Here is a 19,890-nt window from a genome sequence, read left to right as displayed (position 1 = left end):
GCCTCGTCGTGCTCAGCGAATGGGCAGCCAGCGGCGCCGGGTCGGGCGCATGCCGGGGAAGTTCAGCTCCACCAGGCGCAGCCCGAGGGTCAGCACGATGGTGGTGGCCAGGTAGATGCCGGCGATCAGCAGCAGCGGCTCGTAGACCAGGAAGGTCTCGTCGCGAATGATGTTGGCGGCCTGCAGTAGGTCCATCAGCGCGATGGTGGAGACCAGCGGCACCGACTTGAGCAAAAGGATCATCTCGCCGGTTAGGGTCGGCAGGCAGAGCTGGATGGCCCGCGGCAGCCACAGCCGCGTTAGCACCTGGACGCCGGAGAGGCCGAAGGCGCGGCCGGCCTCCAGTTCGCCCCGGGGCACGCTCTGCATGGCGCCGCGGATCACCTCGCCGGAGTAGGCGCCGACGCTGAGGATGAAGGTCAGGGCGCCGAAGAAGAAGGGGTCGCGCAGCAGCGGCCAGAAGGCGCTCTCGCGGATGCCCGGCACGCCCTCCAGCAGGCGGCCGACGCCGTAGTAGAAGAAGAACAGCTGCACCAGCAGCGGGGTGCCGCGGATCACCGTGGTGAAGGCCAGGGCCAACCAGGCCAGCGGCCGGGGGCCGCGCAGGCGGGCCAGGGCCACCCCCACGGCGAGGATCAGGCCGCCGACGGCCGAGACCGCCAGCAGCCACAGGGTGTTGACGAAGCCCTCCCACAGGTACTCCTGATAGAAGGGATCACTCAGCCAGGAAAAGTCCATTTCAGGCCTCCGTGGGTTGGCCGCGGCGCACCAGGCGCTCGAGGCGGGCGAACAGCGCCGTGGAGGAGAGGGTCATCAGCAGGTAGATGACGCCGGCGGCGGCGTAGAAGAGGAAGTAGGCGCGGCTGCTGGCGGCGGCCTGCTGGATGGTGAAGAACAGCTCGTTGAAGCCGATCACGCTGATCAGGGCGGTGTCCTTGATCAGGATCAGCCACAGGTTGGACATGCCCGGCAGGGCATTGGGCAGCATGGCCGGCAGCACGATGCGATGAAAGCGGGTCCAGCGCGAGAAGCCGTAGGCGTCGGCGGCCTCCAGCTGGCCGCGGGGAATGGCCAGGATGGCGCCGCGGAAGACCTCGGTCATGTAGGCGCCCTGGACGAAGGCCAGTACTCCCACGGCGGTGGCGAAGCCGGTGATCTTCACCGCGCCGGCCATGCCGAGCTTCGCCAGCAGGGCGTCCAGCGCCTGGGCGCCGGCATAGTAGAGCAGGATGATCAGCAACAGCTCGGGCACGGCGCGGATCAGCGTCGAGTAGGCGCCCGCCAGGGCGCGCAGCGGCGCCCAGGGGCTCAGCTTGGCGCCCGCGCCCAGCAGACCCAGCAGCAGGCCGATGGCGTAGGCCAGCACGGCGATCTCCACCGTGGTCAGGGCCCCGGCCAGGATGGGGCCGGCCCAGTCGCCGAGCCCCTCCGGTGTCATGGCAGTCATGGTCGATGGTGTCCTTGGTCACGTGACGAGACGCCCCGACGCCGGCCGGCGTCGGGGCAGCGACTGGCGCGCGAGGCTCAGTCGTAGACGCAGACGTCGGTGCCCAGGTACTGCTCGGAGAGGCTGGCGCAGGTGCCGTCCTCGATCACCGCGGCGATGGCCGCGTTGAGCGACGCTTCGAGCGCGTCGTCCGCCTGGCGCAAGCCGATGCCGACCCCCTCGCCGTAGGCCTCATGGCGCGGCGCGTTGGCCTTGATCTCGAAGCCCTCGGCCTCGTCGCGCTCGAGGAACTGCACCATGGCGATCTCGTCGGCCAGGATCACGTCAAGGCGTCCGGAGAGCAGGTCGTTGTTGACCTGTTCGGCCTGGTTGTAGACGCGGATCTCCACGCCGCTGTCGCGCAGCGCGCGGCGGGCATAGGTGGCGTTGGTGGTGGCGCCCTGGACGCCCATCACCAGGCCGTCGAGGTCCTCGGGGCTGGTCATCTCACGCTCGTCGGCGGCCACGTAGGCGCCGGGCGTGAAGTAGTAGGGGCGGGTGAAGTCGATGACCCGCTGGCGCTTCGCGGTGATCGACATGGAGTTCATGATCATGTCGATGCGCTCGGCGTTGAGCGAGGCGATGATGCCGCTCCAGCCGGTAGGCGTGATCTCGCACTCGCGTTCCATGGCGTCGCAGAGCGCGCGGGCGAGATCCACCTCGAAGCCGGTCCAGTCGCCGCTGGCGGCCTTGAAGGTGAAGGGCGGGTAGGGCTCGCCGGAGATGCCCACCTTGAGGGGCTCGCTGGCCTGGGCGGTGACGGCGAGGCTCAGCGTGGCGGCGGCGAGGGTGCGCTTCAGGGGGAATGGCATGATCTTCTCCTGTCGTTGTGGTGTGTGGAGCGGTCAGGCGGCCGGCGCGACGAAGCGGCGGCAGCGGGGATCATCGAAGACGTCTTGCGAGCTTCCCGAAGCGGCGATGCGCCCCTGGTCGAGGTAGACCAGCTGGTCGGAGACCTCCCGGGCGAAGTGCATCTCGTGGGTGACCAGCAGCATGGTGCGGCCCTCGTCGGCGAGGTCGCGGATCACCCCCAGCACCTCGTTGACCCGTTCCGGGTCCAGCGCCGAGGTGGGCTCGTCGAAGAGCAGCAGGCGAGGTTCCATGGCCAGGGCGCGGGCGATGGCCACCCGCTGCTGCTGACCGCCGGAGAGAAAGGCGGGGTAGGCGTCGCGGCGGTCGGCCATGCCGACCCGCTCGAGGTAGTGCTCGCCGATGGCGGTGGCGCGGCGCCGGGAGAGCCCCTTGACCCGCATCGGGGCCTCGATGACGTTGCCCAGCACGCTGAGGTGTGGCCAGAGGTTGAACTGCTGGAAGACCATGGTCACCTTGGCGCGCAGCCGCTGCAGCTGGCGCCGGTCCAGGCCGACGATATCGCCCTGGGGATTGCGGGTGAAGCGAATCGCCTCATCCGCAATCGCCAGTTCGCCCCGGTCGGGCCGTTCCAGCAGGTTCATGCAGCGCAGCAGGGTGCTCTTGCCGGAGCCGCTGGAGCCGATGATGGAGGTGACGGTGCCTTCCTCGACCTCGAGGGAGACGCCCTTGAGCACCTCGAGGTCGCCGAAGTGCTTGATCAGGTGGTGGGCCGCCACCGCGGGGGCGGCGGCCTGGGGACGGGGGGACGGCTCGAACGATGCTGTCATAGGCAATCGGCCTCCGAGGCCGGGGTCGGTGACAGGGATGCCGCGCGCGGCCCGGCCAAGCGCTCGTCACGGGCACGCTCGGCGCAGGCCGACAGGCGGCGGCTGGCCGCGGCGAGACGCTCGGCGTCGACGGTCAGGCTCAGGCGCACGAAGCCGGCCGCCGAGGGGCCGAAGGCCTCACCGGAGAGCACCGAGACGCTCTCCTCGTCGAGCAGGCGGTCGGCGAAGGCCTGGGAGGAGAGGCCGGTGGCGCGGATGTCGACCATCAGGAACATCCCCGCCGGCGGGCGGATCGCGCTGACCGCGGAGCTCTCGGCCAGCGCCTCGCAGACGGCGTTGCGGCGTTCGCGATACGCCTCGCGCATCTCGGCGAGCTCGGCCGGCGGAGCGGTCAGGGCGGTGCAGGCCGCGTCCTGGACGAAGTCCGGGCAGCCGTAGAGCATGCACAGCGCCAGGTGGGAGAGGTGGCCGATCAGCGGCGCCGGGCCGACCACCCAGCCCAGCCGCCAGCCGGTCATGGCGTGGGACTTGGAGAGGCTGTTGATCACCACGCTGCGCTCGGCCATGCCCGGCAGGGTGGCGGGGCAGACGTGCTCGCCCTCGTAGATCAGCTCGGCGTAGACCTCGTCGGAGATCAGCCAGAGGTCGTGGCGGCGGCAGAGTTCGGCGACGGCCTCCCAGGTCTCGGCATCGATCAGCTGGCCGGTGGGGTTGTGGGGGCTATTGAGCAGCAGCGCCCGGGTGCGCGGGGTGATGGCCGCCTCGAGGGCCGCCGGATCGAGGCGGAAGTCCGCCTCGCCGCGCAGCGGGACCTGTACCAGCTCGGCGCCGGTGGCGCGCAGCAGCGCCTCGTAGGTGACGTAGCTCGGCTCGGGCACCAGCACCTCGTCGCCGGGATCGAGCAGGCACTGGGCGGCGGCGTAGAGGCCGCACTGGGCGCCGGCCATGACGATGACGTGCTCCGGCCCCACCTCGAGGCCCTGGTCGCGATAGCCGTCGGCGATGGCCTGGCGCAGCGCGAGCTTACCCTGCACGTCGGCGTAGTGGGTGGCGCCGCCGCGCAGGCTCTCGACGGCGCTCTCGATGATCGGCGCCGGGGTGATGAAGTCGGGATCGCCCACCGAGAGCACGGTGATCGCCTCGCCGGCGGCCTGGCGGGCCAGAGCGCGGTAGTGGATGTCCCAGGCCGCGGCACCCTCGCCGGCGATCCGGTGGGTCAGTTGGGAATAGCGCATGGAAAGCTCAGCCTCGCTCGGGGGAGTGGAAGGGGGGCGTCAGATCGCGTCGCACGCTGGCCTCGGTCTCGCGGGGCGCGCTCACAGGCTGGCCTCCACGGCGGCCAGGGCGTCGTCGCCGTCGCGGGTCTCGACGCCCTCGAGGAAGGCGGCGAGGCGCTCGGGATGGGCGGCCAGCCACTCGCGGGCCACCGCCTCGACGTCGCGCTCCTCCAGGCTGTACTCGCGAATGAAGTCGCTCTGATGGTCGGCGGAGAGCACGAACTGGTCGAGCAGCCGGGTCAGGTTGGGATTGGCCTCGGCGTAGTCCTTGGCGACGATGGTCTTGACGTCGCTGCGGCCACTGCCGGCGCCGAAGACGTTGGCGGCATCATCGAGGATGTGCACGTCGTACTCCGGCACCATCCAGTGCGGGGTCCAGCCGTAGAAGAGGATCCACTGCTGCTCCGCCACGGCGGCCTTGACCTCGGAGAGCATGCCGGGCGTGGACGAGGCCTTGAGCTCCCACGCCTGGAGCCCGTGGGTATCGGTCTCGATGGCGCCGTCGATCATGTCGGTGACGGTGGAGCCGCTCTCGATGCTGTAGATGGCGCGACCGAAGCGCTCGGCCACCTCGGGGGTGGCGAGCTGTTCGGCGTTGGTGATGCCGGCCTCGGCCACGTAGCCGGGCACGGCGAAGCCCATGCGGGCGCCGTTGACGTTGTTGCCCAGGTCGAAGATGGCACCGGCCGCCATGGCGGCGTCGTAGCTCTCCTGCTGGGCGGGCATCCAGCCGGCCAGGAAGGCGTCGCTGTCGCCGCTCTGCAGGGTGCTGTAGCCCACCGTGGAGCTGAGCTCCAGGGCCTCGGCGCGATAGCCGAGCGGTTCGATGAGTTGGGCGATGATCTCGCTCTTCACGGTCACGCCCGGCCAGGGCGGTACCACCAGGCGCAGGCGATCGTCGCGGTCGGCGGCGAGCGCCGGCGTCGCCAGGGCCAGGCCGGTGACGAGGCTCAGGCCGTTGATGAGGGTCAGGGTGCTTCGCGTCTTGATAGCCATGTGCAGACGTCTCCTTATCGTCGGGGCCGGTGGTGCCGGCCGGAAGTCAGTGCCGGGCCGTGGGCGGCGTCATACCGATGCGGCCCAGGCGGCGGCCTCCACCTCGATGATCAGCGGCGAGTCGGCCCCGCCGAGCCGGCCCAGGGCCTCGTGCAGGCCCGCCGGGTCGCCCACGCGGGCATAGCGGCAGGCGTAGGCCGAGGCCAGGTCCCGGAATGACGGGGCGGCCAGGTCGACGCCTACGTGCTGCACGTCGCTTGCCGACATGTAGCGGCGGATCTCGTCGTAGCCGTCGTTGTTCCAGACCACGATCGCCAGCGGCCGGCCCAGGTCGCGGGCGGTGCCCAGCTCGCCGAGCACGAACTGCAGGCCGCCGTCGCCGACCAGCGCCACCACCGGCAGCTCCGGCTGGGCCAGGGCGGCGCCCAGGGCGGCGGGCAGCCCGTAGCCGAGGGTGCCGTAGCCGGTGGCGGCGTTGAACCAGCGCCGCGGGGCCGGCATGGCGGCCAGGAAGTTGCCGGCATAGACGGGGCCGGTGGAGTCGCCGACCACCACGGCGTCGGGCAGTGCCTCGCGAAGGGTGGCGAAGAGCGGCACGTAGGGCGCGAGCTCCGGGTCCTCGGCGAGGGCGAGCTCGCGGCGCACGGCGGCGGTGCGGGCCTGGCCGTCGTGCTCGCCGGGCTCGGGCAGCCGTGCCGACAGCGCCTCGAGGGTCTCGCCGGCGTCGGCGACCAGCGCCAGGTCGGTCGCCTGATTGCGGCCCAGCTGCTGGGGATCGATGTCGACGCGGATCAGCCGGCCGTCGAGGCGGAAGCCCTCGTCGAAGACCAGGTCGTAGTCGGTCTCGCCGAGCTCGGTGCCGATCGCCAGCACCACGTCGGCCTCGGCGGCCAGCCGCCGGGCGCCGGGCAGGCTGGCGGTGGCGCCCAGGTCCAGCGGGTGATCCAGGCCGAGCACGCCCTTGGCGTTGATGGTGGTCAGGGTCGGGGCATCGAGGCGCTCGGCCAGGGCGCGAGCGGCCTCGGGAGCGCTGGCGCAGCCGCCGCCGAGCAGCAGCAGCGGGCGCTCGGCCCCCGCCAGCCACTCGGCGGCCCGGGCGGTGGCCGCGGGGGCCGGCGCCGGGGGAAACACCTCGATGGGGCGCGGCGCCAGCGCGGGGATCTCGGCATCGAAGAGGTCGATGGGGATCTCGAGGTGCACCGGGCCCGGCCGGGCGCCGCGGAAGATCGCGAAGGCCCGGGCCAGGAATTCCGGCAGCGCCTCGGGGTCGTGCAGGGTGTGGCTGAAGACGCTGACGCCGGCCAGGGTCTGCTGCTGGCTCGGCAGCTCGTGCAGGCGCCCCTGGCCGCGGCCCAGGGTCGGGCGGCGGTTGACGCTGGAGATCACCAGCATCGGCACCGAGTCGGCCAGCGCCTGACCCATGGCGGTGGCGATGTTGGTCATGCCGGGGCCGGAGATGATGAAGCAGGCCGCCGGGCGGCCGCTGGCGCGGGCATAGCCGTCGGCCATGAAGCCGGCGCCCTGCTCGTGGCGCGGGGTCATGTGGCGCAGGCGGCTCTCGCTCAGCTCGCGGTAGAGCTCGATGGTGTGCACCCCGGGGATGCCGAAGGCGGTGTCGACGCCGTAGGCTTCCAGCAGGCGCAGCAGCTGGTGGGCACAGGTCTGGCTCATGGCGTTGCCTCCTCGTCCACCGGCTCTTCCACCGGTTCTTCCACCAGGTCCGGCAGTCCGCCGCGCACCGGGCATCCCAGCACCCGCTCCACCATGGGCACGAAGTGCGCCAGGGGCAGGGTGTCGTAGTCGGGGTCGAAGCTCGCCTGGTCCCAGTCGTCGCAGAAGCGCACGGTGCGGTCAAAGGCCGGGTGGTCGCGGAACTGCTCCCGTGCGTGGGGGTCCTGACCGAAGAAGTGGCGGTAGTGGTAGCCCTGGAAGAGCTCGTGGTGGCGAATCATCCAGGCGTTGAGCGGGTCGACGAAGGGCTCGAGGATCGCCGCGGCGATCTCGGCATGATTGGCCGGGGCCAGGTCGTCGCCGATGTCGTGGAGCAGCGCGCAGACGACCATCTCCTCGTCGGCGCCGTCGCGCAGCGCCCGGGTCGCGGTCTGCAGGCTGTGCTGGTAGCGATCCAACGGATAGCCGTGGGTGTCGCCGGCCAGGGTGTGCAGGTGGGCCAGCACCCGGCGCGGGGCGTCGGCGACGTAGTCGCGAAAGCGGGCGTCGATCAGCGCCCAGTCGTCGCGGCGGGCCTCGCCGAAGTGGCGGAAGGTGGCCTGGTTCATGCGGGCTCTCCTGCGGTCGGGGCGGGGGTGGCCTGGCGGCGCAGCACGCGGCGGCGGCTGGCGGTGCTGTCGCGGTCGACGTAGCCCTGGCGCAGGTGGCGCACGCCACCGGCCAGCTGGAAGGCGCTGCGACCGTGCAGCAGGCGATAGTTGTCCATGATCAGCATCTGGCCCGGGTCGAGCTTGAGGTGCAGGGTCAGCTCCTCGCCGGTGATCAGCCGATAGAAGGCCGTGCGCGCGGCGTAGTAGGCCTCCAGCTCCTCGGGGGGCAGGGCCGGCACGCGCTCGGTGCGGTTGGAGTAGCGCACCCGGACCGGCTCGCCCTGGCTGTCCAGCTCGATCAGCGGCCCCTCGCCCTCGAGGTGGGTGGTGTCATCCTGGTAGTGGAAGCCCGGGGTGACCCGGGTCAGGCAGTCGTAGGCCGCCGGGTCGCGCTCGCGCAGCAGCCGTGCCGCCATGAAGCCGTCGGCCAGGGTGCTGTCGCCGCCGTCGGCGGCGTTGGTCAGGCAGTGCAGCCAGATATAGCCGGGGATGGGGTCCCGATAGGGGTTGTCCGTATGCGGCTCCAGGCCGCGCTGGGTCATGGTCAGGTCGTAGGCGTTGGCCACCGACTTGACGTCGGCGATGCCGCCCCAGTTGGTGCGCCGCAGCGGGCCGATGCGATCGATCAGCGGCTGCATGCCGTGCTCCTCGGTGGGCACGCCGGAAACCAGCACGAAGCCGTCGCGATGCAGCGCCTCGAGCATCGCCAGCAGGGCCGCATCGTCTTCCACTGCGGCGGCGAAGTCGGCCTCGGGGCGCGGGGCGCTGGCGGCGGCCCAGAGCCGCTGGGGCGGGTCGCTCGGCGCGTCGTCGAAGAGCGCTTTGAGGGCGAAGAGGCCGCAATGGCCGTCGCTGAAACGCAGGGAAAGCTCGCCGTCGCGAACGTCGGCCGACTCGATGGCGAGCGTGAGCGGCAGCTCGGCGGCCTCGATCAGGCGCTGGCCGGTGCGCGGGTCCAGGGTCTCGGCATCGGGACTGCGTTCACGCAGCCAGAGGGCGGCGAATGCGCGGGTCCGGCCGTGGTGGTCGATGACCAGGCGTCGGTTTTTGGCCAGGGATGTGACGTGTGTCATGGCGGCGTCTCCACGGACTATGCTTCGGGGTCGCGTTCCACCATAACCGCCTGCGACGACCATCACTTGATTAAATTGGCCTCAGACTTGACTCTATTAGCCATGATTGAGGCTCCCGACAGCGCGTGGCCCTATCCGCGCCCCGATTCCCCGCCCCTGCTCACCCCGGAGCAGGCTGAATACACCCTCGACGTGTGGCTGGTGCCGCGCTTCTCGATGCTGACCCTGTTCTGCTTGCTGGAGCCGCTGCGCGTGGCCAACCGTTTCGGCCGCGATCTCTTCGCCTGGCGGCTGCTCTCGGCGGACGGGGAGGCGGTGGTGGCCAGCAACGGCGTGCGCATCGACGTGGACGGCGCTCTGGAGTCGCTGGAGGACAGCGCGCGGCTGATGGTCGTCTCCTCCTATGAGGCGGAGGCGACGGTGCGCTTCCAGGACCGGGCCGTGCTGCGACGCATTGCCGCCCACGGTGGCTGGCTGGGCGGACTCGACACAGCGCCCTTCATCCTGGCCCGGGCGGGGGTGCTGGAGGGGTGTGGGGTGGCGTTGCACTGGGAGAGCGTGCCGGCCTTCCGGCTCGAGTTTCCGGAGCTTGAGATCAGCCCGGCGCGCTATGAATTCGATGCCACGCGGATGACCGGGTCCGGCGGTGCGGCGAGCATCGACATGATGCTGGAGTGGATCGAGCGCGCCTACGGGCCGGCCCTGGCCGACGCCGTGGGCCGCCAGCTGGTACACGAGCGGGGTCGCGGCGAGGGCGGCGGAAAGCGCCAGCGCTACGGGGAGTTGCCGCGCAGCGCGGTGCGGGCGCTGGCGGTGATGGAGGCCAACCTGGCCCAGGCGCTGCCGATCCCCGAGGTGTGTCGGCTGGCGGGGCAATCCCAGCGCCAGCTGACACGGCTCTTCCAGCGTCACTTCGGCGAGACGCCCCGTCAGTGCTATCTGGGCATGCGCCTAGACCGGGCGCGTCAGCTGTTGGCCGATAGCCGCTGCCTGGTGACCGAGGCGGCCCTGGCCACCGGCTTCACCCAGCCGGCGCACTTCACTCGCGCCTATCGCCGCCGCTTCGAGGAAGCGCCCAGCGTCACCGCCGAACGCGGCAGCAGCGTCGAGTCGGGGCGCGAGGGTGGGGTGGCCGTCTAACGGTGGGCGAGGCGTCGGGCGGGGGCGTCTGCGAGAGGCAGACAGAAACGAAAAAAGCGCCCGTAGGCGCTTGATTCGTCGACTGTTTGGTGGAGGCGGCGGGAATTGAACCCGCGTCCGCCGGCACTCACCCATTGGCTCTACATGCTTAGTTTCGTCATTTGATTTAACGCCACTGGCTCCGACGACCAGGATCCAGCAACGCGATTCCTCTAAGGTTTAACGACAGGCGAGAGGACACCACCTATCGCGATCCCATCAGTCTTGGCTCATATCCCGTCAGCAATGAATGGGCACATTGCCTTCGGGCCGGGCTAGAAGCTAGCGGCGTTTAAGCTGCCAGCGCGCCCTGAGCGTAGTTGTCGTCGTTTGCGACTATTTAGTCGTGATGTTGGATTTACGAGATACATCACGCTCTCGGCATGCACCTCAGGGATTGTCACCGGCGTCGAAACCGTGTCGCCCCCGTCGCACGTATCCTAACAGGATGTGCAGTTCTGTGACACCTCAGGCCTTGGTTTGTTCACGCATGATGCGCCCTTTCTGCCGCTGCCAGTCGCGGTCCTTCTCGGTGGCGCGCTTGTCGTGCAGCTTCTTGCCGGTCACCAGCGCCAGTTCGCACTTCACCCGGTTGTTCTTCCAGTAGAGCTTGAGCGGCACGCAGGTGTGCCCCTTCTCCTGGGTTCGCGAGAAGATCTTGGCGATCTCCTTACGATGCATCAGCAGCTTGCGGGTGCGCGTCGGATCCGCGATCTCGTGGGTGCTGGCGGTGTTGAGCGGCGTGATGTGGCTGCCCAGCAGCCAGGCCTCGCCGTTCTTAATCAGGATATAGGTGTCGGTGAGCTGCGCCTTGCCGGCGCGTAGGCTCTTCACCTCCCAGCCGGCCAGCACCAGACCCGCCTCGAAGGTCTCGTCGATATGATATTCGAAGCGTGCCTTCTTGTTCTGGGCGATGACGTTGCCGCCGGGACCCTTGCTCTTGCCTTTCTTGTTGGCCATGAAACCTCGTGTCCTGTATCTGCCGGTGGCGCCTGCCCCTTCGATGTGGGGGGAAGCGTGGTACCATTCAAGGCCTGAAATAACCGCTCATGATACGCCCTGGGCACTGTGAAGTCAGCGGAGAGCTCAATGCCAACGGTCAATCGGTCCGCCATGGTGCGGCACACCCCCCAGGACATGTTCGACCTGGTCAACGACTTCGAGCGCTACCCGGAATTCCTCCCGGGATGCCGGAATGCCCGTCTGCTCGAGCGTGACGACGCGCACCTGATCGGCGAGATGACCCTGGGTCGTGCCGGCATCGAGCAGAGCTTCACCACCCGCAACGACCTGATCGAACCCGAGCGCATCGAGATGTCGCTGGTCAGCGGCCCCTTCAAGCGCCTGCGCGGCCGCTGGCTGTTCATGCCGATGGGCGAGGGGGCCTGCAAGATCAGCCTCGAGCTGGAGTTCGAGTTCGCCAACCGTCTGCTGGGGATGGCCTTCGGCAAGCTCTTCCAGCAGGTCGCCGGGCAGCTGGTGGACTCCTTCACCCGCCGCGCGGACAGCCTCTATGGCCGCTAGGGCGCCGGATACGATCGAGGTCGAGGTGGTCTTCGCCCTGCCCGAGCGGCAGTGCATCGTGGTGCTCAACGTGAGCGAGGGCACCACGGCGCGTCAGGCGGTCGCGATGGCGGGGCTGGAGGCGCGGTTTCCCGAGCTTCCGGCGGCGAGCTTCCGCGATGCCGACCTGGGGCTCTTCGGCAAGCGGCTGCGCGACCCTGCTGCGCAGCGCCTGAAGGCGGGGGATCGCGTTGAGGTCTATCGGCCGCTCAAGATCGATCCCAAAGCGGTGCGCGCCGAGCGCGCCGCGGCCAAGACGCGCTGACGCCCCGTCCGGCGGGGGCCGGTGCGGGGCGTCGGGGACAGGCTCGCGGGTTGGCTCAGGGGCGGTCCGGCGTGAGGTTGTCGATCGACGCGTCCTGATCGTCTGCGGCGACTTCGCTGTCGGGCCCGATGCCGCGCTCGTCGCCGATGGGCGGTGCCGTCGAGAAATCGCCCTCCCGCTCGATGTTCACGACGCGCTCGCCGTCGAAGGTCAGGGTGATGCGCCGCTGCTCGACGCCGCCGTAGGCCTCGTCGAGGCGGTAGACATAGTCCCACTGGCGGGCATCGAAGGGCGCCTCGAGCAGCGGGCTACCCATCAGGTCGACGACCTGCTGGCGGCTCATGCCCGGCCGCAGCTGTTCGGCCATGCCCTCGGTCACCAGGTTGCCCTGGGGCAGGTCGCGCTTGTAAACCCCGAAGTAACTGCAGCCGCTGATCATCAGCAGGGCGACGGAAAGGGTGACGATTCTTGTCAGCTTTTGCATTTGCGCCTGTTCTTCACTATCGTGGATTCGGTCGATCATAACCGACCCTACCCGATACTGCGAAGAGCGACCATGGCCGACCAGAACCATGAATTGCGCAAGGCCGGTCTCAAAGTGACCCTGCCGCGCGTCAAGATCCTGCAGATTCTCGAGAGCGCCTCCGAAAAGCATCATCTGAGCGCCGAGGATGTGTACAAGACCCTACTGGACACGGGCGAGGACGTGGGCCTGGCCACCGTCTATCGCGTGCTGACCCAGTTCGAGACCGCCGGCTTGGTGATCCGCCATAACTTTGATGGCGGCCACGCCGTCTTCGAGCTCTCCCAGGAGGAGCACCACGACCACATGGTGTGCCTGGAGAGCGGTGAGATCGTCGAGTTCTTCGATGAGACCATCGAGCGGCGCCAGCAGGAGATCGCCGAGGAGCACGGCTTTGAGCTCGTCGATCATGCCCTGGTGCTCTACGTGAGGCCGCGGGGCTCCCGGGCGACTCGCCAGGAAGGCATCCAGAAGAAGTAGCGCCGACGGGATCACCCGAACGGCGACTCACCCCAACGCAGCGCGGCCCCGATCCAAGGATCGGGGCCGCGCTGCGTTGGGGCAACCCTTGAAGAGCGAGCCGCGTTCGGCGGGCTCAGTGGTGGGCGCGCTGGCTGGCGTCGAGCATCTCCCGGGCGTGGGCCAGGGTGCGGTCGGAGAGGTTCACGCCGCCGAGCATGCGCGCCAGCTCGCCGACCCGGCCGGCCTCGTCGAGCAGGGCCATGCGGGTCAGGGTGGAGGCCTTCGCGGCCTGCTTCTCGATGTGCAGGTGATGGTGGGCCTGGGCGGCCACCTGGGGCAGGTGAGTCACGGTCATCACCTGGCCGTTCTCGCCCAGCCGGCGCAGCAGCTGGCCGACGATCTCGGCGGTGGCCCCGGAGACCCCCACGTCCACTTCGTCGAAGACTAGGCTGGCGATGGTCGAGTGCTGGGCCGCCACCACCTGGATCGCCAGGCTGATGCGCGAGAGTTCCCCACCCGAGGCCACCTTGGCCAGCGGGCGCGCCGGCTGGCCGGGGTTGGCGCTGATCAGCATGCGCGCGCCCTCCAGCCCCTCGAGGGCCGGGGTCTCCCGGGTGGCGAGTTCGACCTCGAAGGTGGCCTTGTCCATGGCCAGGAAAGCCAGCTGCTCCTGCACGGCCCGGCCGAAGCGGCGGGCGGCCTGGCGGCGCGCCTTGGAGACCGCCGTGGCCTGCTCGTGCCAGCGCGCATTCTGTGCCTCCACCTCGGCGGCCAGTGTCTCGAGGTCGCCGTCGCCGCCCTCCAGGCCCTCGAGCTCCTCAGCCAGGCGCCGGTGCAGGGCGACCAGCTCCTCCGGCAGCACGTGGTGCTTGCGGGCGATGCGGTGCACCTCGCCCAGGCGCTCCTCCACCCAGGCCAGCCGCTCCGGGTCCAGCTCGACGCCGGCGGCGAAGTGGCCGAGCTCCCGGCCCGCCTCCTCGATCTGGATGCGCGCCTCGGCGAGCATGGTGAGCGTGTCGGCCAGGCTGCCGCGGTCGCTGCCCGGCAGCTCCGAGAGATGCTGGATCGCCTGATTGAGTCGCGTCAGCGCACCGGTCTCGTCGCCGTCGCAGCACTCGGCGGCGAACTGCGCCTCGCGCAGGCGCTCCTCGGCGTGGGCCAGCTCCTCCTGCTCCTCCCCGAGCCCCTTGAGCTCGCCATCGGCCAGGGCCAGGGCCTCGAGCTCCTCCACCTGATAGCGTAGCAGCTGGCGGCGGGCGCGAATCTCATCGCCATCCTCGGCCAGGCGCTCGAGGCGCCGGCGACTGGCCTGCCACTCGCGGAAAGCCCGGCGCATCTCGGCCACCCGTTCGCGATGGCCGGCGAAGTCGTCGAGCAGGCGCAGGTGGGTCTCCTCGTTCAGCAGCGCCTGATGGGCGTGCTGGCCGTGGATCTCGATGAGGTACTCGCCCAGGGCGCGCAGGTCGGCCACCGTGGCCGGCTGGCCGTTGATCCAGGCCTTGGAGCGACCGCTGCGCGTCACCACGCGACGTAGTAGGCAGTCGTCGGTGGGGAGCTCGCGGGACTCGAGCCAGGCGCGCGCCGCGGGCAGGGCCTTGAGGTCGAAGCGCGCACTGAGGTCCGCGCGTTCGCTGCCGTGGCGCACGCTGGCGCTGTCGGCGCGCTCGCCCAGGCAGAGCCCCAGGGCGCCGAGCAGGATGGACTTGCCAGCCCCTGTCTCGCCGGTGATGGCGGTCATACCGCCGGCCAGATCCAGTTCGAGGTGGTCGACGATGGCGAAGTCGCGAATGGCAAGCTCTGTCAGCATGGTGCCTCCCGGGGCCTGTCTGATCGTGCTGTTCTAGAACTACTGTCTATCCATACAAGTATTGTGCTTTTATACAGTAGTCGAGCATTCTCCACAATGCACCCGCGAATTCGTCTCGCGACGACGCCTTGAGTTCACCGCGGCCAGCCCCATATACCCCGCAGATCATCGTTCACGCCATCATTCATGCCTTGCCAGCGGCCCCTGGCCGCTGATTGCCATTCAGGAGACCCCACATGGCCAAAGACTCTCAGACCCCGCTGGACGACGAACTCGCTCGCGAAGAGCGGGAAGCCGAGCCGCAGGCCGAGACCGTGGAGGGTGAGCTGGAGGACGCCATCGAGGGCGCCGATCAGGCCGCCACCGAGGCCGAGGCCGCCGACAACCCCGAAGCCGAAGTACTGGCGGCGCGTGTCGAGGAGCTCGAGCAGAGCGTCGCCGAGGCCAAGGACCAGGCCATGCGGGCGGCCGCCGAGGCACAGAACGTGCGTCGGCGCGCCGAGCAGGAGGCCGAGAAGGCCCGCAAGTTCGCCCTGGAGAAGTTCGTCAAGGAGCTGCTGCCGGTGATCGACAGTCTCGAGAAGGCGCTCGAGTCCATGGGCGACGAGGCCAGCGAGGCGCACATCGAGGGCGTCTCCATGACGCTCAAGATGCAGCACGACGTGCTGGCCAAGTTCGGCGTCGAGGTAGTGGAGCCCCACGGCGAGCCCTTCGACCCGCAGTTCCACGAGGCCATGGCCATGGTGCCCAACCCCGAGATGGAGCCCAACACCGTGATGGACGTTATGCAGAAGGGCTACCTGCTCAACGGGCGCCTGGTCCGTCCGGCCATGGTGGTCGTCAGCCAGGCCGCCGGCTGACACCGAGCCATAGAAAAGCGGCCCTCGGGTCTTGAAAAGGTTTCGAGGGCCCCCAGATAGACGGCAACCCCGCGGCGAAAGCCGCAGATCACGAATTCAACTGCCAGTTTGAGGATTTCCTATGGGACGCATCATCGGTATTGACCTGGGGACCACCAACTCTTGCGTCGCCGTGCTCGACGGTGACCAGGCCAAGGTGATCGAGAATGCCGAAGGCGCGCGGACCACGCCGTCCATCATCGCCTACACCGACGACGGTGAGACGCTGGTGGGCCAGGCGGCCAAGCGCCAGGCGGTCACCAACCCCCACAACACCCTGTATGCCATCAAGCGCTTGATCGGTCGTCGCTTCAAGGACGATGTCGTCCAGAAGGACGTCAAGATGGTCCCCTACACCATCACCGAAGCCGACAACGGCGACGCCTGGGTGCAGGTCAAGGACAAGAAGCTGGCGCCCCCGCAGGTCAGCGCTGAAGTCCTGAAGAAGATGAAGAAGACCGCCGAGGACTACCTGGGCGAGGAAGTGACCGAGGCGGTGATCACCGTGCCGGCCTACTTCAACGACTCCCAGCGTCAGGCCACCAAGGACGCGGGTCGCATCGCCGGCCTCGAGGTCAAGCGCATCATCAACGAGCCGACCGCGGCCGCGCTGGCCTACGGCATGGACAAGGCGCGTGGCGACAAGACCATCGCGGTCTATGACCTGGGTGGCGGCACCTTCGATATCTCCATCATCGAAGTGGCCGACGTCGACGGCGAGACCCAGTTCGAGGTGCTGGCCACCAACGGCGACACCTTCCTGGGCGGCGAAGACTTCGACATGAAGCTGATCAACTACCTGGTCGATCAGTTCAAGGCCGACAGCGGCATCGACCTGTCCGGCGACAACCTGGCCATGCAGCGCCTCAAGGAAGCCGCCGAGAAGGCCAAGATCGAGCTTTCCAGCGCGCAGCAGACCGATGTCAACCTGCCGTACATCACGGCCGATAACACCGGTCCCAAGCACCTTAACGTCAAGGTGACCCGCGCCAAGCTCGAATCGCTGGTCGAGGATCTGGTCAAGCGCTCCATGGAGCCGTGCAAGACCGCCCTCAAGGATGCCGGCATCTCGGCCTCCGAAGTGGATGACGTCATCCTGGTCGGCGGCCAGACCCGCATGCCCATGGTGCAGAAGTCCGTGGCCGAGTTCTTCGGCAAGGACGCCCGCAAGGACGTCAACCCGGACGAGGCCGTGGCCGTGGGTGCGGCGATCCAGGGCGGCGTGTTGGGCGGTGACGTCAAGGACGTGCTGCTGCTCGACGTGACCCCGCTGACGCTGGGCATCGAGACCCTGGGTGGCGTGATGACGCCGCTGATCGAGAAGAACACCACCATCCCGACCAAGAAGACCCAGACCTTCTCGACCGCGGATGACAACCAGACGGCCGTGACCATTCACGTGCTGCAGGGGGAGCGCAAGCAGTCCAGCGGCAACAAGTCGCTCGGTCGCTTCGACCTGGCCGACATTCCGCCGGCGCCGCGCGGCGTACCGCAGATCGAGGTCGCCTTCGACCTGGACGCCAACGGCATCCTCAACGTGTCCGCCAAGGACAAGGCCACCGGCAAGGAGCAGTCCATCGTGATCAAGGCCTCCAGCGGCCTGTCCGAGGAAGAAGTCGAGCAGATGGTCCAGGACGCCGAGGCCCACGCCGACGAGGACAAGAAGTTCGAGGAGCTGGTCCAGCTGCGCAACCAGGCCGACGGCATGATCCATGCCGCCCGCAAGACCCTCGAAGAAGCCGGCGACAAGGCCAGCGACGAGGAGAAGCAGGCCATCGAGACTGCCGCATCCGAGCTGGAAGAGGCGATCAAGGGCGACGACCAGGAGGACATCCAGGCCAAGCTCGACAAGCTGACCGAGGCCTCCGGCACCCTGGCGCAGAAGATGTACGCCGAGCAGGGTGAGGCCGCGCAGCAGGCCGGTGAGGCCGACGAGGCCGCCGCCAAGCAGGAAGATGACGTGGTCGACGCCGAGTACGAAGAAGTCAACGACGACCAGAAAAAGCAGTAAACCACGACATCTGTTTGACGGATGATGCCAGCGCGGGGGCCTGACTCCCGCGTTGGTGTTTCCGCAGAGTCCCTACGGAGGCGGACAGACTCATGTCCAAGCGTGACTATTACGAAGTACTGGGCCTCGAGCGCGGTGCCGACCAGAAGGACATCAAGAAGGCCTACCGACGCCTCGCCCAGAAATTCCATCCGGACCGCAATCCGGATGATGACTCTGCAGCCGAGAAGTTTCGCGAGGTCTCGGAGGCCTATGAGGTCCTGAGCGACGGCGAGAAGCGCGCGGCCTACGACCAGTTCGGCCATGCCGGGGTGGACGGCCAGGCCGGCGGTGGCTTCGGTGGTGCCGGGGCCGGTGCCGGCGGCTTCAGCGACATCTTCGGCGATGTCTTCGGCGACATCTTCGGCGGGGGCGGCGGTCGTCGCCACCCCAACGCCCCGCAGCGCGGCAGCGACCTTCGCTACAACCTCGAGCTCGACCTCGAGGACGCCGTGGCCGGCACCAGCGTGGATATCCGCGTGCCGCGCCATATCGAGTGCGAGCGCTGCGACGGCGGCGGTGCCGAGCCGGGCTCGAGCAAGGAGACCTGTCCGACCTGCAACGGCATGGGGCAGGTGCGCATGCAGCAGGGCTTCTTCGCCGTGCAGCAGACCTGCCCGACCTGTCACGGCAGCGGCCAGCACATCAAGGTGCCGTGCCACAAGTGCCATGGCGAGGGCCGGGTGCGCGAGACCCGCACCCTGTCGGTGAAGATTCCGGCCGGCGTGGATACCGGCGATCGCATTCGCTTGAACGGCGAGGGCGAGGCCGGCGTCAACGGCGGGCCGCCCGGGGACCTCTACGTCCAGGTGGCAATCAAGCCGCACCACATCTTCCAGCGCGACGGCCGTCACCTGCAGTGCGAGGTGCCGATCAACTTCGTCGACGCCGCCCTCGGCGGTGAGCTCGAGGTGCCGACCCTGGACGGTCGGGTCAAGCTGAAGATTCCGCCCGAGACCCAGACCGGCAAGCTGTTCCGCCTGCGCGGCAGGGGCGTCAAGCCGGTGCGCGGTGGCCCCCCCGGCGACCTGCTGTGCAAGGTGGTGGTCGAGACCCCGGTCAAGCTCAGCGAGGAGCAGAAGGACCTGCTGCGCGCCTTCCAGGACAGCCTGGGCGGCAGCCACGGGCACCATCACTCGCCGAAGAAGTCGAGCTTCTTCGACGGCGTGAAGAAGTTCTTCGAGGACATGAAGCCCTAAGGGCCGTCCCGTAGGCAACGACGAGGCCCCGCGCTCCGCAAGGAGGCGGGGCCTCGTCGTATATGGCCCCGGTCGCTACAGCCATCCCGCTCGCCGGAAGCGTCGGTAGAGCACGCCGCAGGCGCCACCCATCACCAGCAGGGCCAGGGGGTAGCCCAGGCGCCAGTCGAGCTCCGGCATGTGGGCGAAGTTCATGCCCCAGATGCCGGCGAGGATGGTGGCCACCGCGAAGATGGCGGCCCAGGCCGCGAGTCGCTTGTGCACCTCGCCCTCGTCGATGGCCACCATCGAGAGGTTCACCTGGATCGCGGTGATGGTCATCTCGCGCAGGGTATCCACCGCCGCCTCGATGCGGCTCAGGTGATCGTAGACGTCGCGAAAGTACTCCCGCGTCTTGCGACACAGTGCCGGCACTCGGCCGCCGAACATGTGGCTCGCCGCCTCACCCAGGGGCATGGCGGCGTGCTTGAGCCGCATGGTCTGGCGCTTGAGCTGATAGAGCCGCTCCAGGCTCTGGCGCGCCGTGCCCTTGACGAAGATCTGGTCCTCGACGCTCTCGAGTTCGGCCTGCAGGGCCTCGACCACCGGGAAGTAGCGGTCGACGATGGTGTCCATCAGGGCGTAGATCACGAAGGCTGGGCCGTGTTTGAGCAGTTTCGGTTCGTGCTCGCAGCGCCGGCGCACCTCGGCGAAGCCGCGGCCCGGATGGTGGCGCACCGAGAGCACGTAGCCGGGGCCGGCGAACACCGCCACCTGGCCGGTCTCCAGCTGCTCGTCGCGCAGGGTGACCATGTGCATGGTCACGAACAGCGCCTCGCCATACTCCTCGAGCTTGGGCCGCTGGCCCCCGTTCAGGGCGTCTTCCACGGCCAGCTCGTGGAGGCCGAAGATCGCCTGGAAGCGGGCCATCTCCGCCTCGTCGGGTTCGTGCAGGGCCACCCACACGAAGCGATCCGGCTGCCCCAGGGTATCGCCGATCTCCTCGATCGCGATATCGCGCAGGCGATGTCCCTTCTCGTAGGCCACGCAGTTGATAATCATTGCCGAACCCTCCCGCTTCATGGTGATGCCTTGTGCCACAGCATAGTGCCTGCGGGCGGTGGTTCGGCCCCGTCGGTCGGGTCGGATGAGACGGGACGGGCGACGGGGA

At 68.8% G+C, this 19,890-nt stretch carries 20 protein-coding genes and 1 other RNA gene; 7 read left to right on the top strand and 14 right to left on the bottom strand.

The annotated features are described in order from the left end of the window. Positions 1-12: 12 nt before the first annotated feature. The 9 genes from FEI13_RS00335 to tmpA form a co-directional block, all read right to left on the bottom strand. Positions 13-738 (bottom strand): ABC transporter permease, encoded by a 726-nt coding sequence (locus FEI13_RS00335; protein WP_108446074.1) that lies wholly within the window; start codon positions 736-738, stop codon positions 13-15. A 1-nt stretch (position 739) separates the two neighbouring features. After that, a complete protein-coding gene (locus tag FEI13_RS00330; RefSeq protein WP_108446073.1) occupies positions 740-1,447 on the bottom strand; it encodes an ABC transporter permease in 708 nt (235 codons plus the stop codon). Positions 1,448-1,524: 77 nt separating this feature from the next. Next, complete coding sequence (locus FEI13_RS00325) at positions 1,525-2,298, bottom strand: transporter substrate-binding domain-containing protein (RefSeq protein WP_138178682.1); 774 nt, start codon at positions 2,296-2,298, stop codon at positions 1,525-1,527. A gap of 33 nt (positions 2,299-2,331) precedes the next feature. Then, the gene (locus FEI13_RS00320; protein WP_138178681.1) at positions 2,332-3,126 is read right to left on the bottom strand and encodes an ATP-binding cassette domain-containing protein; all 795 of its coding nucleotides are present in this window, start codon (positions 3,124-3,126) and stop codon (positions 2,332-2,334) included. Then, a complete protein-coding gene (locus FEI13_RS00315; protein WP_138178680.1) occupies positions 3,123-4,361 on the bottom strand; it encodes a pyridoxal phosphate-dependent aminotransferase in 1,239 nt (412 codons plus the stop codon). The genes FEI13_RS00320 and FEI13_RS00315 overlap by 4 nt, the downstream gene beginning before the upstream one ends. An 81-nt stretch (positions 4,362-4,442) precedes the next feature. Next, positions 4,443-5,399: a glycine betaine ABC transporter substrate-binding protein gene (locus FEI13_RS00310; RefSeq protein WP_138178679.1), complete on the bottom strand. Its 957-nt coding sequence runs from the start codon at positions 5,397-5,399 to the stop codon at positions 4,443-4,445. Between the two features lie 69 nt (positions 5,400-5,468). Continuing rightward, a complete protein-coding gene (locus FEI13_RS00305; protein WP_138178678.1) occupies positions 5,469-7,070 on the bottom strand; it encodes a 5-guanidino-2-oxopentanoate decarboxylase in 1,602 nt (533 codons plus the stop codon). Beyond that, positions 7,067-7,678, bottom strand: coding sequence for an HD domain-containing protein (locus FEI13_RS00300; RefSeq protein ID WP_138178677.1), 612 nt, complete (start codon positions 7,676-7,678; stop codon positions 7,067-7,069). The genes FEI13_RS00305 and FEI13_RS00300 overlap by 4 nt, the downstream gene beginning before the upstream one ends. Continuing rightward, the gene (gene tmpA, locus FEI13_RS00295; RefSeq protein WP_138178676.1) at positions 7,675-8,793 is read right to left on the bottom strand and encodes a 2-trimethylaminoethylphosphonate dioxygenase; all 1,119 of its coding nucleotides are present in this window, start codon (positions 8,791-8,793) and stop codon (positions 7,675-7,677) included. Before tmpA ends, FEI13_RS00300 begins: the two co-directional genes overlap by 4 nt. A 102-nt stretch (positions 8,794-8,895) precedes the next feature. Between tmpA and FEI13_RS00290 the strand changes: the two genes are divergently transcribed. After that, the gene (locus tag FEI13_RS00290; RefSeq protein ID WP_138178675.1) at positions 8,896-9,933 is read left to right on the top strand and encodes a GlxA family transcriptional regulator; all 1,038 of its coding nucleotides are present in this window, start codon (positions 8,896-8,898) and stop codon (positions 9,931-9,933) included. 87 nt (positions 9,934-10,020) lie between these two features. Here the strand turns inward: FEI13_RS00290 and ssrA are convergent. Both ssrA and smpB read right to left on the bottom strand, forming a co-directional pair. Beyond that, positions 10,021-10,400: a transfer-messenger RNA gene (ssrA, locus tag FEI13_RS00285) on the bottom strand. A gap of 40 nt (positions 10,401-10,440) precedes the next feature. Then, the gene (smpB, locus tag FEI13_RS00280; RefSeq protein ID WP_138178674.1) at positions 10,441-10,932 is read right to left on the bottom strand and encodes an SsrA-binding protein SmpB; all 492 of its coding nucleotides are present in this window, start codon (positions 10,930-10,932) and stop codon (positions 10,441-10,443) included. Between the two features lie 129 nt (positions 10,933-11,061). Between smpB and FEI13_RS00275 the strand changes: the two genes are divergently transcribed. Both FEI13_RS00275 and FEI13_RS00270 read left to right on the top strand, forming a co-directional pair. Beyond that, positions 11,062-11,496 (top strand): type II toxin-antitoxin system RatA family toxin, encoded by a 435-nt coding sequence (locus tag FEI13_RS00275; protein ID WP_138178673.1) that lies wholly within the window; start codon positions 11,062-11,064, stop codon positions 11,494-11,496. Beyond that, positions 11,486-11,800, top strand: a complete 315-nt coding sequence (locus FEI13_RS00270) for an RnfH family protein (RefSeq protein WP_138178672.1) — start codon at positions 11,486-11,488, stop codon at positions 11,798-11,800. The genes FEI13_RS00275 and FEI13_RS00270 overlap by 11 nt, the downstream gene beginning before the upstream one ends. Before the next feature lie 55 nt (positions 11,801-11,855). On the opposite strand, the gene FEI13_RS00265 is transcribed toward FEI13_RS00270, so the two are convergent. Next, complete coding sequence (locus FEI13_RS00265; RefSeq protein WP_138178671.1) at positions 11,856-12,284, bottom strand: outer membrane protein assembly factor BamE; 429 nt, start codon at positions 12,282-12,284, stop codon at positions 11,856-11,858. Positions 12,285-12,356: 72 nt separating this feature from the next. Between FEI13_RS00265 and fur the strand changes: the two genes are divergently transcribed. After that, the gene (fur, locus tag FEI13_RS00260; protein ID WP_138178670.1) at positions 12,357-12,803 is read left to right on the top strand and encodes a ferric iron uptake transcriptional regulator; all 447 of its coding nucleotides are present in this window, start codon (positions 12,357-12,359) and stop codon (positions 12,801-12,803) included. A 115-nt stretch (positions 12,804-12,918) separates the two neighbouring features. Here fur and recN read toward each other — a convergent pair whose 3' ends face one another. Further along, positions 12,919-14,592, bottom strand: a complete 1,674-nt coding sequence (recN, locus tag FEI13_RS00255) for a DNA repair protein RecN (RefSeq protein WP_138178669.1) — start codon at positions 14,590-14,592, stop codon at positions 12,919-12,921. Positions 14,593-14,828: 236 nt separating this feature from the next. Here recN and grpE point away from each other — a divergent pair, with 236 nt between their 5' ends. From grpE to dnaJ, 3 genes are all read left to right on the top strand, one after another. After that, a complete protein-coding gene (gene grpE / locus FEI13_RS00250; RefSeq protein ID WP_138178668.1) occupies positions 14,829-15,452 on the top strand; it encodes a nucleotide exchange factor GrpE in 624 nt (207 codons plus the stop codon). Positions 15,453-15,573: 121 nt separating this feature from the next. After that, a complete protein-coding gene (gene dnaK, locus FEI13_RS00245) occupies positions 15,574-17,502 on the top strand; it encodes a molecular chaperone DnaK (RefSeq protein WP_138178667.1) in 1,929 nt (642 codons plus the stop codon). A 92-nt stretch (positions 17,503-17,594) separates the two neighbouring features. Next, entirely contained in the window at positions 17,595-18,740 is a 1,146-nt protein-coding gene (gene dnaJ, locus FEI13_RS00240; protein ID WP_138178666.1) for a molecular chaperone DnaJ, read from the top strand. A gap of 75 nt (positions 18,741-18,815) precedes the next feature. Here dnaJ and corA read toward each other — a convergent pair whose 3' ends face one another. Then, positions 18,816-19,781 (bottom strand): magnesium/cobalt transporter CorA, encoded by a 966-nt coding sequence (gene corA, locus FEI13_RS00235; protein ID WP_138178665.1) that lies wholly within the window; start codon positions 19,779-19,781, stop codon positions 18,816-18,818. Positions 19,782-19,890 lie beyond the last annotated feature (109 nt).

The organism is Halomonas urmiana (genome assembly GCF_005780185.1).
Classification (GTDB): Bacteria; Pseudomonadota; Gammaproteobacteria; order Pseudomonadales; family Halomonadaceae; genus Halomonas; species Halomonas urmiana.
Note: the sequence above shows the minus strand (reverse complement) of the source record. Positions and strands in the feature narration are given on the sequence as shown.

Bases quoted from the DNA above. Each gene is read 5' to 3' on its own strand.
- FEI13_RS00335 (WP_108446074.1), bottom strand. From the start codon at position 738: ATGGACTTTTCCTGGCTGAGTGATCCCTTCTATCAGGAGTACCTGTGG.
- FEI13_RS00330 (WP_108446073.1), bottom strand. From the start codon at position 1,447: ATGACTGCCATGACACCGGAGGGGCTCGGCGACTGGGCCGGCCCCATC.
- FEI13_RS00325 (WP_138178682.1), bottom strand. From the start codon at position 2,298: ATGCCATTCCCCCTGAAGCGCACCCTCGCCGCCGCCACGCTGAGCCTC.
- FEI13_RS00320 (WP_138178681.1), bottom strand. From the start codon at position 3,126: ATGACAGCATCGTTCGAGCCGTCCCCCCGTCCCCAGGCCGCCGCCCCC.
- FEI13_RS00315 (WP_138178680.1), bottom strand. From the start codon at position 4,361: ATGCGCTATTCCCAACTGACCCACCGGATCGCCGGCGAGGGTGCCGCG.
- FEI13_RS00310 (WP_138178679.1), bottom strand. From the start codon at position 5,399: ATGGCTATCAAGACGCGAAGCACCCTGACCCTCATCAACGGCCTGAGC.
- FEI13_RS00305 (WP_138178678.1), bottom strand. From the start codon at position 7,070: ATGAGCCAGACCTGTGCCCACCAGCTGCTGCGCCTGCTGGAAGCCTAC.
- FEI13_RS00300 (WP_138178677.1), bottom strand. From the start codon at position 7,678: ATGAACCAGGCCACCTTCCGCCACTTCGGCGAGGCCCGCCGCGACGAC.
- tmpA (WP_138178676.1), bottom strand. From the start codon at position 8,793: ATGACACACGTCACATCCCTGGCCAAAAACCGACGCCTGGTCATCGAC.
- FEI13_RS00290 (WP_138178675.1), top strand. From the start codon at position 8,896: ATGATTGAGGCTCCCGACAGCGCGTGGCCCTATCCGCGCCCCGATTCC.
- smpB (WP_138178674.1), bottom strand. From the start codon at position 10,932: ATGGCCAACAAGAAAGGCAAGAGCAAGGGTCCCGGCGGCAACGTCATC.
- FEI13_RS00275 (WP_138178673.1), top strand. From the start codon at position 11,062: ATGCCAACGGTCAATCGGTCCGCCATGGTGCGGCACACCCCCCAGGAC.
- FEI13_RS00270 (WP_138178672.1), top strand. From the start codon at position 11,486: ATGGCCGCTAGGGCGCCGGATACGATCGAGGTCGAGGTGGTCTTCGCC.
- FEI13_RS00265 (WP_138178671.1), bottom strand. From the start codon at position 12,284: ATGCAAAAGCTGACAAGAATCGTCACCCTTTCCGTCGCCCTGCTGATG.
- fur (WP_138178670.1), top strand. From the start codon at position 12,357: ATGGCCGACCAGAACCATGAATTGCGCAAGGCCGGTCTCAAAGTGACC.
- recN (WP_138178669.1), bottom strand. From the start codon at position 14,592: ATGCTGACAGAGCTTGCCATTCGCGACTTCGCCATCGTCGACCACCTC.
- grpE (WP_138178668.1), top strand. From the start codon at position 14,829: ATGGCCAAAGACTCTCAGACCCCGCTGGACGACGAACTCGCTCGCGAA.
- dnaK (WP_138178667.1), top strand. From the start codon at position 15,574: ATGGGACGCATCATCGGTATTGACCTGGGGACCACCAACTCTTGCGTC.
- dnaJ (WP_138178666.1), top strand. From the start codon at position 17,595: ATGTCCAAGCGTGACTATTACGAAGTACTGGGCCTCGAGCGCGGTGCC.
- corA (WP_138178665.1), bottom strand. From the start codon at position 19,781: ATGATTATCAACTGCGTGGCCTACGAGAAGGGACATCGCCTGCGCGAT.